Annotated in this window: 13 protein-coding genes; 5 read left to right on the top strand and 8 right to left on the bottom strand. The window is 62.1% G+C overall.

Annotated features, from left to right (window positions below; all coding sequences use genetic code 11):
- Positions 1–21: 21 nt before the first annotated feature.
- From B6V72_RS03005 to B6V72_RS02990, 4 genes are all read right to left on the bottom strand, one after another.
- Entirely contained in the window at positions 22–1422 is a 1401-nt protein-coding gene (locus B6V72_RS03005; protein WP_168173001.1) for a DUF3987 domain-containing protein, read from the bottom strand.
- A gap of 86 nt (positions 1423–1508) precedes the next feature.
- A complete protein-coding gene (locus B6V72_RS03000) occupies positions 1509–2402 on the bottom strand; it encodes a toprim domain-containing protein (protein ID WP_088734608.1) in 894 nt (297 codons plus the stop codon).
- Positions 2403–2460: 58 nt separating this feature from the next.
- Complete coding sequence (locus tag B6V72_RS02995) at positions 2461–2646, bottom strand: AlpA family phage regulatory protein (RefSeq protein ID WP_088734606.1); 186 nt, start codon at positions 2644–2646, stop codon at positions 2461–2463.
- Between the two features lie 338 nt (positions 2647–2984).
- Complete coding sequence (locus B6V72_RS02990) at positions 2985–4235, bottom strand: site-specific integrase (RefSeq protein WP_088734604.1); 1251 nt, start codon at positions 4233–4235, stop codon at positions 2985–2987.
- Positions 4236–4977: 742 nt separating this feature from the next.
- Here B6V72_RS02990 and B6V72_RS02985 point away from each other — a divergent pair.
- The 3 genes from B6V72_RS02985 to B6V72_RS02975 all read left to right on the top strand — a co-directional run bounded on the left by B6V72_RS02985 (position 4978) and on the right by B6V72_RS02975 (position 8166).
- Positions 4978–5574, top strand: coding sequence for a hypothetical protein (locus tag B6V72_RS02985; RefSeq protein ID WP_088734602.1), 597 nt, complete (start codon positions 4978–4980; stop codon positions 5572–5574).
- 79 nt (positions 5575–5653) lie between these two features.
- Positions 5654–6874 carry a surface lipoprotein assembly modifier gene (locus tag B6V72_RS02980; RefSeq protein ID WP_168173000.1) on the top strand — a complete coding sequence of 407 codons (1221 nt, stop codon included), beginning with the start codon at positions 5654–5656 and terminating at the stop codon, positions 6872–6874.
- A gap of 200 nt (positions 6875–7074) precedes the next feature.
- Positions 7075–8166 carry a LuxR C-terminal-related transcriptional regulator gene (locus tag B6V72_RS02975; RefSeq protein ID WP_088734598.1) on the top strand — a complete coding sequence of 364 codons (1092 nt, stop codon included), beginning with the start codon at positions 7075–7077 and terminating at the stop codon, positions 8164–8166.
- A gap of 36 nt (positions 8167–8202) precedes the next feature.
- On the opposite strand, the gene B6V72_RS02970 is transcribed toward B6V72_RS02975, so the two are convergent.
- Positions 8203–9405 (bottom strand): M24 family metallopeptidase, encoded by a 1203-nt coding sequence (locus B6V72_RS02970; protein ID WP_088734596.1) that lies wholly within the window; start codon positions 9403–9405, stop codon positions 8203–8205.
- A gap of 461 nt (positions 9406–9866) precedes the next feature.
- Between B6V72_RS02970 and aroQ the strand changes: the two genes are divergently transcribed.
- Both aroQ and B6V72_RS02960 read left to right on the top strand, forming a co-directional pair.
- Positions 9867–10304 (top strand): type II 3-dehydroquinate dehydratase, encoded by a 438-nt coding sequence (gene aroQ / locus B6V72_RS02965; RefSeq protein WP_088718722.1) that lies wholly within the window; start codon positions 9867–9869, stop codon positions 10302–10304.
- 71 nt (positions 10305–10375) lie between these two features.
- A complete protein-coding gene (locus tag B6V72_RS02960; protein ID WP_088734594.1) occupies positions 10376–11065 on the top strand; it encodes a DUF2927 domain-containing protein in 690 nt (229 codons plus the stop codon).
- Here B6V72_RS02960 and B6V72_RS02955 read toward each other — a convergent pair whose 3' ends face one another.
- The 3 genes from B6V72_RS02955 to B6V72_RS02945 form a co-directional block, all read right to left on the bottom strand.
- The gene (locus tag B6V72_RS02955; protein ID WP_088734592.1) at positions 11066–11803 is read right to left on the bottom strand and encodes a sulfite exporter TauE/SafE family protein; all 738 of its coding nucleotides are present in this window, start codon (positions 11801–11803) and stop codon (positions 11066–11068) included. It abuts the gene before it with no gap.
- A gap of 64 nt (positions 11804–11867) precedes the next feature.
- A complete protein-coding gene (locus B6V72_RS02950) occupies positions 11868–12821 on the bottom strand; it encodes an aldo/keto reductase (protein ID WP_088734590.1) in 954 nt (317 codons plus the stop codon).
- A 19-nt stretch (positions 12822–12840) separates the two neighbouring features.
- Positions 12841–13551, bottom strand: a complete 711-nt coding sequence (locus tag B6V72_RS02945) for an SDR family oxidoreductase (protein ID WP_088734588.1) — start codon at positions 13549–13551, stop codon at positions 12841–12843.
- Positions 13552–13563 lie beyond the last annotated feature (12 nt).

Here is a 13563-nt window from a genome sequence, read left to right as displayed (position 1 = left end):
GTATTGTCCTATACGGGTAGCCTAGTGCCGCACAGCCGGATTGACGAGAAATAGCTTACTCGGTCGTCCGCCCTTCGGGCCAGGCGTTCTCTCTGCGGCGCGGACGACATCCCCTTCGATTAGCACAGAGAGAGCAGGGTTCAGCTCCGCCGCTGTCGTGAGGCTTTTACGATCTAAGCGGAGAACTTCGCGTGACGTGAAGCACTCCCACCCTTGATCCCGGATCAATGCTAGAAGACGCCGCGCGGCGCGTTCCGCTTTCGACTGACTCGCATCCGCATAGGCACGCCGTGCCATTCGCAACGCATAGGCCTCAATGAACAGCGCAGCGCGGTCAAATGCGTCGGCTTCAACCCACAAGGGTTCCGGCTCAGATCCGGCAAGCCAATCCAAATAGGTCAGAATAAGCGCAAGACGCACAGCGAGTCCCGGAAGCTTACCAATGAAGGAGAGTAGCAAGCCCTCTGCACCACCTTCCCATTCACGCACAGCCAACCGGAAACAATCGAGCCGGTCGCGGGCGTCATCCGTGAAGGACATGACTGACGGCACCAATTCGTCGCGTTCATTGACGGGCATGTTAAGTCTGTGCAGCCGCAACAGCGCCGTCTCAATAAATTCTTCATCCGGCAAACGTTCAGGACGCCGGATTGGAGCCGGGTCAGGCCACAGCGGCAAAAAGCGGGCGAGCAGGCCATCATCATCGGATTTAAGCAGGAGCGAGCGCAGCCGATCTGGCTGTATACCTCCCAAGACGCCGATCGAGAGGCGATCCACATGGACCGGCGGGCGGCCCATGCGCTCGACAGTGTGCCCCCGCCCGCCGTAGGCTTCCAGCCAGAATGGCCGATCCGAGCCTCCGCCCGCGTAGCGAGTCATTCCGTGGAGCCAACCGGCGAGTTCGTCTCGGGACAGCAAGGTTCCGCGAGGCTGTTCTGCAAGAATAACACCAAGTCGCTCAACCGTCGCATCTGCGATCGCTAGGCGTGGAAGGAAGGGCTCGGGACCGGGGTTCGCTTCTACTGGGCGAGCAGGTGCCTCGTCGCCGTCCTTCAGCGCGCGCTTTACCGCTTCCTTCCAGGTACTTTCCGCAATCTTGGCGAGCTCGGCAGCCTCAAGCCAATTGGCTCGTTCAGCCTCGACCTCGCCGCGCAGCTTTCGCTCGACGTTGCGCAATGGTGTGAGCACTGCATCCAGGCCGGGGGACTTGTTGCTCGATGGGTTGCCGATAGCCATCGTCCAAAGCACTGGCGGCTCCGCCCAACCGGCCCAAGGCATTGCCCAGCGTGTATTCCCGATCGCCGCCCCAACAACAGGCAAGAGCGCGGCGAGCACATAATCCGGCGGCGAAGATTTTGCCTCAGCTGCTCGAGAGATCCAATCAGTCCAACGCGACCCGAATACGTCGGTCAATGGCAGCATAGGGGGAGGTGGAAGCTCGTCGCGCATAAACCGAGGCGCAGGCATGGGCCATTCGGGCGTGAACGGCTGTGGCGGGGGCGGCTGAATCATCTCCGCACCACCTTTCCGGTCAGCACATCGTTCCAGTCGAACCCTTCCGGCGCCGGTAGCATCGAGACGCGCCAGCCTAGAGCATGAGCACGGCTCGCCAACGCCTCGGCTGCCGCGCGCCCCACCGGATCGCCATCCGCCGCAATGACCAGTTCGCTTGGCGTGGCAGGCAATTGCAGGTTCTTCATCCCCGGCGCGCTCAGGGCAGCCCAGATGGATGCAGGGCGGGGGAAGACCCCACTGAGAAGCGACAGCCCCGTTTCAATGCCTTCAGTCACAACAAGCGGGCCGTTCGATTTGGATAGATGGACAGCGCCCCCTCCCGCGGGGCCGAGCATGGCCTTCGCCGGAGAGATCGAAGCCTTTCCACTCCCATCGTCTCTTAAATAGATGCGATGGACCGCGACCGTTCTTATATTAATAATATCTATTGAAGAGATCATGGCCGGGCAGCGCATGGCGGTCGGGTGCCAGCACTCTTTTTGATACCGCAAGGTGCTCGGCAACGCGCAGCTGATGCCGCGCCCTCTTAGATACCGTTCCGCCGGGCTGCGAGCGATCGGGGCTGCTGTCTTCCAAAGGTCCGCTACCTGACGCTTTCGCTTGGCCGCGTTAGTCTTCTCGATATCTTCGCGCTGAGCCCTACAAATGGGGCCGATCGGTCGGAAGCCGCCGTTTTCTGCGATAATGCCACGCGCTCGCAAGGCGTCTCGGATTTCATGGAACGTGCAGCCTGCATGGCAGTGCAACAGTAAACGCCCTTCGGCTCCATCCGCGATGCTTAGGCTTGGGCTGTGATCTTCATGGGCAGGACAGCACGCACTGCCTGAGTTGCCAGTCCATCTTCCGCCCAAAGCTGCCGTGATCGTGCGCGCATCGGTTGCGCGCATGCTGTTCCGGGGTGAACAATACGCTAAGCTCTCATGTAATTCATTTCTTATCATTGGCTTACACCGCGTTGTTCAGGCGATTGTTGAGCCAAATGTGAAGGTCCGTTTCGCGCCAGCCAACCGCGCGTTTGCCGAGTTTGACCGGCTTCGGGAAGCTTCCTTCAGCCATCATGGCGTAAAGCGTCGAGCGCGACAGACCAACCAGCTTCTCGACGTCGGGGCGGCGATAGATACGTTCTTGCATGGACAATGCCTCTACGAATGTCTGGGAACTTTGCTTTGACCCAGAGATTATCCGGCAGTATCGACAAGACAGGGTTTGCTGAAAAAACCTGACTTCTCGTCGGTTCCGGTGTTGGCGCACCGGAGCCGACACGCGCTGCCAACTGCCCGTAAGCACCGCGTGGGTCCATTTGCGCGATCTTCGGTTCGGTGATCAAACGCGCACCGGAGGTAGACAAATTTTCTATAAAATCAGAAGGTAAGAGGAATTTTGGGGGGATAATCTAAGATTTTGGGCGGTTTTCATGATTTTCGCGGAATCGCATCACATAAATGTGAGAGAAATTCGATCGCGTGAAATCAATGGTTTAGAGGGCTTCCTTTAAGTAAATATCGTTCCCATCGCGCCATCATACGACGACGGCGGTCCAGCATATCTGAGCGTCGATAGGCGCGTTCGACAGCGCTTCCCACGTCGTGAGAAAGGGCGATCTCTGCGAGATCACGTTCTTCCCCACTTTCCGCTGCCCAATCGCGAAATGTCGAGCGAAGCCCGTGCGGCACTGCTGGACGCCCCGATCTCACATCAAGAAATCCGGGCTGGTTCGTTTTTACTTCGGCTTCATGCATGCGGCGCATGACTGCCGAGAGTGACATATCCGACAGCATGCCGCCCTGGGGGGCAAAGAAGACATAGGGCGAACGCTTCAAACGAGGAAGCGACCTCAGCAATGACACCGCTCCAGGCGTAAGGGGCTCACGATGCTCTCTCCGTGCTTTCATTCGCTCCGCAGGGATAACCCAAAGCGCCGCGTCGAGATCAACTTCGTCCCAAGCCATGCCCCTGACTTCTCCTGAGCGGGACGCCGTCAAGCAGGTAAATTGCAGAGCGCGTGCGGCCATCCCGTCGCGTTTCGTCAACGCGGCCCACCACCTGGGCGCATCTTTGAGCGAAAGCGCGGGGAAGTTCTGAGATTTCTTCACCTTGCTTGGCTTGGGCAACATTTCAGAAAGGTTGCCCTTCCAGCGCGCAGGGTTTTCCGTCTGGCGAAGTTCGCTGGCGATCGCCCATGAGAAGACGGCTTCGATGCGCTGTCGCAAGCGTGTCGCGGTCTCCGTTTTCGTTTCCCAGATTGGCTCAAGAACACGCAGCACGTCAGCCGGTGAAATTTGGCCAATCGGATCGCTGCCGATCACGGGCTTAGCGTAGGTATCGAGTGTCGAACGCCATTGCTTGCGATGCTTTTCGCTTCGAAACTCGCTGAGTTTAGCTTCCAGATACTTGTCGACCACCTGGGCAAAGTTCATCTCTTCAAGGCGCGCTCGCCGTTTCTCAGTGAGTGGGTTGCCGCCACGACGCACGGTACGCTTGTTCTCGAACGCCTTCTCCCGCGCTTCCGCGAGGCTGACAACAGGCGGGCTGCCAACTCCGAGCTCATGCCGTTTGCCGCCAAAGGTGATGCGCTGAACCCAGAACTTCGTGCCGGTCTTGTCCACCCGCAGGAACAGGCCCGTGCCATTTCCGTCGTGATACTTGCCCGGTTCCTTGATGTTCCGAACGAACGCTGCCGTCAGGGATTTTCCCCTGCGAGACTTCTCGGAATCGAACATTGAACCTCCCCCAATCCCTCCCCCTAAAAATTACGGATACCCCCGGACTCCGCAAGAGCATTCTGGAACAGAATTATATTTTAGTGAATTTTTTCAGATCACTAAGGGAATTCTTCGGAAACGTACGGAACTTGCTATGGCTGCCTTCCGCTCCGCCATTACCCCCTTTCAAGCCCATGTTTTCAAGCGCCTAGCGAGGCTTTGCGCCGCAGTTTGCGCTGCGCCGCGGGAGCCCGATCCCTCGCGTCGCGGGGGCCAGCGTCGACTCGCGCGTCATGGACGGGCGGGACGATGTTTGTGGTGAACGCTTCGCGGCAGAAGGTGCTGCAGTTCTGCTGATCCAGTTGGCGGGACTTGCTTCAGCGGTCGGGACGGAGCCGATGACGTTTTTCCTGGCCAGCATCGTCGGTGCATTCGAGGCGCGCCTTTCGCCGATGGCCCGTTGCGTTCTTTGCAATGCGCTCCGATCCGTCCCGTGCGCAGTTTGTTCCGGGCGATGCCGGACATGGTCGAATGTCTCGAAACGCCGCGCCGTCCCGTTCCTTCATCTCCGAGAAACCAAGGTTTACGCAGGTTTGCACGTTTTCGTGATTTCGGGACTGCGGAGGGCGCTCGGGCGCCAATTTCGCAGAACCCTATAAGTTCTCATAGGTTGCGAGCTTTCGGTGCGGTGACATGAAATGCGCGTGATCGGTTCGTGTGCTTGGGCCGTGACAAAACACCAAAAAATCGGGGTATTCTCATGACATTCAAACTCGCTCTCGCGGCGTCAGCCGCCTGTCTTGCGCTGGCTGCCTGCAACAGCAGCAACGGGTCTTCCGGGGCCTTGACCTCGGCAGAAGCCCAAAACGTCGATGCAACCTATACTGATTATCAGGATCGGAAGGGCGGCCCGACCATGACCGCGACTGCGCCGACGGCGGGGCAGGCGTCGATGTCGGGCTTTATGGGCGTAAGCAACGTCAATCCCGACGACCCGACCACGACCGTGATGGGGGAATTGGCGATGGATGTCGATTTTGGCGCGGGAACGCTGACCGGCAAGGGAACGAACTTCGGCATCTACAGCGGCGACGTCCTGACGAAAGAAGCCAATGTGACGGGCTCGCTCGACGTTGCGGGCACGGTTACCGGCTCGACCATGGCCGCGACCGCGACGGGCACGATGTCGGATGGCACCTCGCCCGGCGCAGATTTCGATCTGAAAATGAGCGGCGGCTTCTATACGGACGCCAACAACGGGAACGTGTTGACCGCCGTGGGTGACGTCTCCGGCACGTTGACCGACGGCACTGATGTCCGCAACGTCGACGGCAATTATTACGCCACCGAGAATTGAGGCGGGGCTTTTCCTGCACAGGCCGGACGTTCTGCGTCCGGTCTCTTTCCGTCTCGCCGAGAGGCAAACGACAAGCGCGATGCGATACCGTTCTTCCTTCCTCCTGATCTGGCTCGCCTTCGCGCTTGTCACCTCCACGCTCTTGCCGACGCGTAGCTTCGCCGAACAGACGGTTTCGGATTGGCTCGGCGTGGCGAATGCGCAGCTCGCGCAGGGCAAACCGGAGCGGGCGCTGCTGATTTTCGGCGAAATCGCGTCGCGCCATCCGGAATTTTCTCCGGCGCAGGCCGGGTTGCAGCAGAGCTTCAGGAAACTTGGCTCCGTGCGCCGTACCGAGGCGTTCCTGCGTTATGCGCTCGCCAAGGATCCAAAGCACGAAGGCGCGCTTCTCGCGGCTTGGCAGGCGCTCGATCGCGCGCATCCGCTGCGCTTCTCCGCCACCGCCTCGATCCTGCCGAGCAGCAATGTCGATCATGTCGCCTCGGAGCGTTACCTCGTGACAGATTTCGGGACCTTCCTGATCAAAGATGGCGGCAACGAGACCTCCGGCCTGGGGCTCGGCTATGGCGCCAATCTCGACTGGTTCGTTCAGCCGCGCCCGGGTCATCGCATCCGGTTTCGCGCCTCTTATGCGGGGTCGTGGTACCACACTGCGACATTGCGTTATTTCGAGCCCGGCCTTGCGGTGCAATATGAGCATCTCGGCCGTCGCGGGCCCTGGTCGGTCGAGGCGTTCGTCCGCGACAGGCGCTATGGCGGCGGGTCGCAAGACATCACGTCGGACAATCTCACGCGCGGAGTCCGGTTCGCGAAGGCGTGGCGGTCCGTGGCGGGCGGGCACACGGTTTTCCGGCTGGGCGGCGAATACGCCAGCTATGGCGAGAAGTCCTACCTGAGCGGGCCGAGATATTACGTCGATCTCGCACGCCGGACGCGGGTGGGGCGGCGCGGTGCCCTGAGCTATGGCCTGAGGCTGGAGCGCGCCGTGCCCCGGACGGACTATCACCGCTATTCCGGCGCCGAATTGCGCGTGGGTTTCGAGCGCCCCTTGATCGCGGGCGTACGGGGCGGGCTGTCGCTCAGCTATGGCGAGCGCCGCTATGATGCCGCCTTTCCGATCGTCGGCGTGCATCGCCGCGACCGGGCCGCAAGCCTCGGTCTGAGCCTGGAGTTGAAGCGGGTGAAAATCCTCGGTCAAACGCCCAGAATTTCTTGCACGGCGCGGCGCACCCGGTCGAATGTCGCGCTCTACACGACGAACTCGGTCGATTGCGCTTTTTCCCTCAAGCTTGATTTTTGAGGAAAAGTCGGTGTTTTATGTCAAAAAACATAATCGGTGAGCATTTCAGCTTCGTCGCAGTCGGGTGCAGGCTCGACGGTCCGATTGGCGGTTGTTTGAAAAGTTTGGGGGGCCAATGCCGGGTTCGTTTCTGCGCGTCGTTTTTCAAGAAACGCACATCATGTCACCAATGGTCCGCCCGCGACGACTGACCTGATCCGATGTCACATCTCATATCGCATCACGAGATCTACGACGCCGCGCTTGACGACGAGTTGTTCACGTTGCTGCCCAGCATGATGGCGCGGGAGATCGACATTCCCTCCGCGGTCTTCATCTGGCTCCATCCCGGCGACTATCGCGAAATTACCGCCGGAACCCAGGCGGAGGCCAATCTCGACTACAATTCCTTCGAGGGGCACGACCCATGGTTGGCCCATGGCACGCCGGAGAAGTGTGGAACAGGGCTGTTTCGTTTGTCGGACCACGTGAGCGCGCAGGAGTTCGAACGCAGCGAAATGTATAACGATTTCATCGTGAAGAACGGTGTCGATCGCTACTGGTGTCTCGCGATGATGCAGAGCACCCGCGACGGTTTGGTCGCCACGGCGTTCCACAAGGGCAAGCGCGGGGGGGATTTCACCGACCCCGAGATGAGGACTCTCGGCGCGCATGTCCAGGATCTGGGGCGGCTGCACAAGATCCGTCGGGAGCTTCATCGCGCCAGTATCCAGCAGGTCACCGCGTCTGATAACAGCCTGCTCGACGACGCCCCGATTTTCGAGCTCGACCACGAGGGCCGCCTTGTGCGGATGAACGGGATGGCCGAGACGCTGATAGCAATCCACCCGCTTCTCGTGCTGAATTTCCAGCGTGTGCTGCGGGCGCGCGGGGCGGCGCAACCTGCCTTGCGCCGCGCGATCGGACGGGCGACCGATGCTGGTAAAAGCGCGGCGGGCTCGCTCGATCTGCCGCAGATGCGTGGGGCGGACGGGCGGATCATTCCGAGGCTGCGACTGAACCTTCTGCCGCGCACAGATGGCGGGCGCCGGGTCCTCGTCATCGTCACGAGCGAGGAAGAGACAGCCCTTCGCGATCTGGTGGATGCACCGCGCGACAGGATTCACCTGACCCCGCGCGAGCGCGATGTCCTGCACGGGATGATCCGCGGCCGCAGGCGCGATCAGCTGGCCCATGACCTCGATCTGGCCATGCCGACAATCGATATGCACAGCGCCAACCTGCGCCGCAAACTCGGCGCCCGGACGATCGCCGAAGCCGTGGCGATCGCATTGCGCTTCGGGCTTTTGTAGCGCGCGGGCAGCCGGGCCGCCCACGTGCCGGTCACATCATCCCACCACGTTGAACTCCGGCCCGTAGGGGTAGCCTGTGATGTTCTCGTTGCCGTTCTCGGTGATCACGAGGATGTCGTGCTCACGATAGCCGCCCGCGCCGGGCTGACCCTCGGGGATCGTCAGCATCGGCTCCATCGAGATCACCATTCCGGGCTCCAGCACCGTGTCGATATCCTCGCGCAACTCCAGCCCCGCTTCGCGCCCGTAGTAATGCGACAGCACGCCGAAGCTGTGGCCATAGCCGAAGGTGCGATATTGCAGCAAGTCACGCTCGGCGAAGAAGGCATTGATATTCTCGGTCACCTCGGCGCAACTCGCCCCGGGTTTCAGAAGGCTCATCCCGTATTCATGGGCGGCGACATTCGCCTCCCAGATCGCGCGCGAGGCGTCGTCAACCTCGCCCACGAACAGCGTGCGCTCTAGCGCCGTGTAATAGCCTGAAATCATGGGGAAGGTGTTGAGCGACAGGATGTCGCCGCGCTGCAAAACGCGCCCCGTCACCGGGTTATGCGCGCCGTCGGTGTTGATGCCCGACTGGAACCAGACCCAGGTATCGCGATACTCGGCGTCGGGAAATCGCCTGGCGATTTCCAACTCCATCGCGTCGCGGCCCGCCATCGCCACGTCGATCTCGCGCACGCCTTCGCGGATCGTCTCGCGGATAGCATAGCCACCCACGTCCGCGACCGCGGCCCCTTGCCGGATCAGGGCGATCTCGGCAGGCGATTTGTGCATCCGTTGCCGCATCGTGGCGGGGGCGATGTCGCGGGTCTCGGTCGGCTCGAGGAAATCCTGCAGAAGCGCCGCCTGCGCCAGCGTCAGGTGATCGGTCTCGATGCCCAGCACGCGGCGTTTGCCGGTGACGGAGGCGATCGCGCGCCAGTAATTGTTCCGCGCCCAGTCGGTATAGGTGATATTGTCGCCATGGCCGCGCCGCCACGGTTGCGCGGCATCGATCCCCGCCGAGATCGTCACGCTGTCGCTTGGCGTCACGACCAGCGCGTAGGGCCGCCCAAAGGCGCAGTATAGAAAGCCCGAGTAATAGGCGATGTTATGCATCGAAGTGAACAGGCAGGCATCAATGCCCGCTTGGCTCATCGCCGCGCGGAGACCCGCGAGCCGCGCCTCGTATTCGCTGGCAGCGAAGGGCAGGATGCGCTCGCCTTGGTGAAATCGGTAAAAAGCAGGACGGTCCATCGGCACTCTTCCTTGTCAGAGGCCGCAACGCGCCGAGGGACGATCTTCCCCCGTCGCGCACTGCGACAAAGCAAGATCCCGGCGTACAGGACGGGTGATCGGGCGGGCGCGCAACGCGCTGGCGACGCCATCGCCTTCAGCCCTCGCCGACAGAGTGGGCGAAAACGGCCCCGCTGCCAAGTCCTTGGCGGCCGCTGCGTGCGATTTGTTTTCGCACACTGGCCGGGGGCGGGGAGGCCATCGCATTGGTCGCGCGGCATCCGCCGCCGCAACTGTTCAGCGAGGCCGAGGCGGGGATCTAGGATGCGCTTGCGGATGTCGTGGTGTCAGCGACCGCTCGCCGCCGCAACCGATCACGCCCTTTTGCTGGACGGAGGGCCGCGCAAGGCACTATAGCTTGGGGAAATTGATCCGCGCGAGGGGCAGGGCGCGCCTGCCTCACGCGCCACTCGGAGCGCAGAATGTCGAAGACAATCCATATCCTCAACGGCCCGAACCTGAACCTTCTGGGCAAGCGCCAGCCCGAGATCTACGGCTCGGACACGCTCGAGGACGTGGAGCGGATTTGCCGCGAGGAGGCGCAGCCCCGCGGCTTCGATGTCGCGCTGTTCCAGTCGAATTTCGAGGGCGAAATCGTCGAGCAGATTCACCATGCGCGCGACGAGGCCTGCGCCATCGTGATCAATGCGGGGGCCTACACCCACACTTCCGTCGCGATCCTCGATGCGCTGAACACCTTCGAAGGCCCGGTCTTCGAAGTGCATATTTCCAATGTTCACAAGCGGGAAAGCTTCCGCCATCATTCCTACATCTCGCAACGGGCGGAGGGGGTTCTGGCAGGCTTCGGGATCGAGGGTTACGCGCTCGCAACCCGCCGCGCCTGTTCGGTTCTGAGTTAAGAGGGGGCTTTAAGATCGGTCTGCAAGCGTTTGAGAAAAGAATTAGAATTGCGTTCGGGCTGATCCTGGGCGTGACCTGCCTCGCACTTGCACTCAACCTTGCGGCCCCCGCCTGGGCGAGCGACACCGGCGCCGACCGGAACATCGCCAATTCCGGCAAGATGAGCGACCGCGACTTCTATCGCGCGATGGCCTGCGCCGCGCGGCCTGGGGGCGCCTGCACCTTGCCCTACCGCCGCTGGGCGGCCAGCAAATGCCGCGATCTGACGGTCGGCCTCGCCTTCCGCTCACAGCATTTTCCAGCCAAGCGCGCCCATGCCATCGAACAGGCCGCCCGTGCCGCGATCGCGCAGATCAACAAGACCGGCGCTGCGTTGCACCTTAGCTATGCCGGGGCGCGTCCCGCCGATATCAAGCTCTACCTGACCGACACGCCCGTGGGCGGCACGGTGCGCGGCACACCATCGATGCGGCTCAATGGCCGGCGACTGGGACCGGGCACGGTCGCGAAGGTGACCTTCTACTGGCAGACCAACACGGGCCGGATCATGGATGCCGATATCGCCTTCAGCCGGGACATCCAGATGCGCGATATCCGCTCGGTCGTGCTGGAAGAGATCGTGCAATCGCTCGGTTTCTCGACCGATCTGGAAGATCCGTATTACACCCAAAGCTCGATTTTCTCGGAGGACGGGAATTCGGTCACGCGGCTGATCGGGCAGGACGCGATGGCGCTGCGCAGCCATTACCCGCCGCGCTGATCACATCACCTGCGTCGCGCCGCGGATCAGCAGCAGGACCGACAGCACTGCCAGCATGATCTGGATAACCCGCATGTAGAGTTGCTGCGACAGCCGAGCGGTCAGCCAACGCCCCGCAACGGTTCCTGCGATCCCCGCCACGGCCAGCCCCGCGACAAGGGGCCAGTTCAGCCCGTCGAGCTGACCGATCACCCAATAGGCAGGCAGTTTCACGATATTTCCGATGGCGAAGGCGATGGCGATGGTGCCCGCGAATTCCAGCTTGGGCAGCTTCTGCGGCAGCAGGTAGGCCTGCGCAGGCGGCGAGCCGGAATGGGTGATGAAGCTCGCGATCCCGGTCAGCGTGCCCCAGAACAGCCCCGGGATCACCTTGGCCTCGGCCTGGCTGTCATCATGCCGTTTCAGCCAGGCGCGCCCGACATGCCATATCCCGATCAGCCCGGTGAAGATGAGCAACGCCCATTCCGGCGTGTAGGGCGTGATCACGGTCGCGATGGCGACGCCGGCAAGCATCGCGGGCACGAGAATGAACAGGTTCCGCTTGGAAAAATGGTGACGGTAGAGCCAGACGCCCACCCAGTCGGTCACGATATAGACCGGCAGTAGCGTGGCTGCCGCCTTCACCGGGTTCATGAACAGCGCGAGCATTGGCACCGCGATGGCCGCAGCGGACGACAGCCCTCCCTTCGACATGCCGACGACCAGCGCCGCGACGATCAGCAAAATGGTTTCATACATGTGAACGGCGTCCGGGCAGGAGGGGAGAAGCGGGCGGCCCGGCGGGCCACCCGAAAGAAGGCGATCAGGCGCCCGCGTCTGTGAGGCGGCGCATCTCTTCGTCGCTGAGCGTCATCTCCGCGGCCTTCGCGAAGCTTTCCACCTGCTCGATGCTGGTAGCGCTGGCGATCGGGGCGCTGACGCCCTCCCGGTTGATCAGCCAGGCGATGGCCACCTCGGCGGGTTTCGCGCCTTTCTGGCTCGCCACGTCTTCGAGCACGTCGAGAAGCGCCATGCCGCGATCGGTGAGGTATTTCTCGACCATCCCGCCGCGCTTGCGGCCTTCCAGATCGGCTTTCGAGCGATACTTGCCCGACAGGAACCCGGCGGCGAGCGAGAAATAGGTGACCACCCCGATAGTCTCGCTCACACAGAGATCGCGCAACGGCCCGTCGAAAGCCTCGCGGTCATAAAGGTTATATTCCGGCTGGATCACCTGATAGCGCGGCAGCCCCTCGCTATCGGCAGTCTCCAGCGCCGCTTTCAGCATGGCGGCATCGTAATTCGACGCTCCGATCGCGCCGATCTTGCCCGCTTTGAGAAGCTTGTCATAGGCGCCCAGCGTCTCGGCATGGCTCACGCTCTCATCGGGCCAATGCGAGAAATAGAGATCGACGTGATCGGTGCGCAGCCGCGCCAGCGACCGGTCGATGGCTTTGGAAATCCACTCCGCGCCGAGGCCTTTCTCGCCCGGGCCGCCCATATCCGAGCCGACCTTGGTGAACAGCTTCACCTTGTCGCGCATTCCGGGGCGTGCGTCGAACCAGCGGCCAAGAACCGTCTCGGACTCGCCGCCCGCATTGCCCTCGGCCCATTTCGAATAGACATCGGCGGTGTCGATCGCGTCGAAGCCGTGGTCGATGAAAGCGTCGAGAATGCGGAAGCTTGCGACCTCGTCGAGCGTCCAGCCGAAGACATTGCCACCGAAGACGATGGGGGCGATCTCGAAGCCGGTCGTTCCGAGAGCTGTGCGTTTCATGGGAGGTCCTTTCGCTTGCTCAGACCAGCAGCCCGCCACCTTCGACGAAGACGGTGGTGCCGGTCATGTAAGGGTTGTCCATCAGGGCGAGCGCCTGAATCGCGATATGTTCGGGCAGGCCCACGCGACCCGCAGGAAGGCGGTCCGCGGCATTGTCGAACATCGCGCGGCGGCTGTCGCCTTCAAGGGTCTCGTACATCTCGGTTTTCACCAGCCCGGGAGAGATGCAGTTAACCCGCACCGGCGCGAATTCCAGCGCGAGGCCACGGGTCAGCCCCTCGAGGCCGGCATTGATCGCGCCCTGGATCGCCGCGCCCGCCTTGGGCCGCTGCGACAGAAAGCCCGAGGTGAAGGTGAGCGAGCCGCCGTGGCCGATCTTCGCCGCACGAGCGAGCCGATAAGCGCCCCAGAACTTCGACTCGAACGAGGCCTGCGCGTCCTCCAGCGGCAACTCCTTCACCGCCGCGACCTTGGTGCTGGCTGCCGAGCAGTAGACATGTTCCCACGCTTCGCGCTCCGCGAAAAACGCCTCCAGCGCGGCGGCGTCGCCGGTATCGAGCGTGACGCCCGCGACTTTGCCGCCCAGCCGTTTGCAGGCATCCTCGATCTTCTGAGCCGAGCGTGAGGCGATGCTCACCTGTGCGCCGCGCGCGAGCGCCGCCTGCGCCACGCCGAAGCCGATGCCGGACGAACCGCCGACGACGAGAATGCGGTTATCTTTCAAACTCATGACGATGGTCTC

Origin of the sequence: Thioclava sp. F34-6, from assembly GCF_002213235.1 — a bacterium.
Classification (GTDB): Bacteria; Pseudomonadota; Alphaproteobacteria; order Rhodobacterales; family Rhodobacteraceae; genus Thioclava; species Thioclava nitratireducens.
The sequence above is the reverse complement of the archived record's forward strand: the minus strand, read 5'-3'. Positions and strand labels throughout refer to the sequence as shown.

What these genes read in the sequence shown, in the direction of transcription:
- B6V72_RS03005 (WP_168173001.1), bottom strand. Translation starts at nt 1,422, where the DNA reads ATGCTGCCATTGACCGACGTATTCGGGTCGCGTTGGACTGATTGGATC.
- B6V72_RS03000 (WP_088734608.1), bottom strand. Translation starts at nt 2,402, where the DNA reads ATGCGCGCAACCGATGCGCGCACGATCACGGCAGCTTTGGGCGGAAGA.
- B6V72_RS02995 (WP_088734606.1), bottom strand. Translation starts at nt 2,646, where the DNA reads ATGCAAGAACGTATCTATCGCCGCCCCGACGTCGAGAAGCTGGTTGGT.
- B6V72_RS02990 (WP_088734604.1), bottom strand. Translation starts at nt 4,235, where the DNA reads ATGTTCGATTCCGAGAAGTCTCGCAGGGGAAAATCCCTGACGGCAGCG.
- B6V72_RS02985 (WP_088734602.1), top strand. Translation starts at nt 4,978, where the DNA reads ATGACATTCAAACTCGCTCTCGCGGCGTCAGCCGCCTGTCTTGCGCTG.
- B6V72_RS02980 (WP_168173000.1), top strand. Translation starts at nt 5,654, where the DNA reads ATGCGATACCGTTCTTCCTTCCTCCTGATCTGGCTCGCCTTCGCGCTT.
- B6V72_RS02975 (WP_088734598.1), top strand. Translation starts at nt 7,075, where the DNA reads ATGTCACATCTCATATCGCATCACGAGATCTACGACGCCGCGCTTGAC.
- B6V72_RS02970 (WP_088734596.1), bottom strand. Translation starts at nt 9,405, where the DNA reads ATGGACCGTCCTGCTTTTTACCGATTTCACCAAGGCGAGCGCATCCTG.
- aroQ (WP_088718722.1), top strand. Translation starts at nt 9,867, where the DNA reads ATGTCGAAGACAATCCATATCCTCAACGGCCCGAACCTGAACCTTCTG.
- B6V72_RS02955 (WP_088734592.1), bottom strand. Translation starts at nt 11,803, where the DNA reads ATGTATGAAACCATTTTGCTGATCGTCGCGGCGCTGGTCGTCGGCATG.
- B6V72_RS02950 (WP_088734590.1), bottom strand. Translation starts at nt 12,821, where the DNA reads ATGAAACGCACAGCTCTCGGAACGACCGGCTTCGAGATCGCCCCCATC.
- B6V72_RS02945 (WP_088734588.1), bottom strand. Translation starts at nt 13,551, where the DNA reads ATGAGTTTGAAAGATAACCGCATTCTCGTCGTCGGCGGTTCGTCCGGC.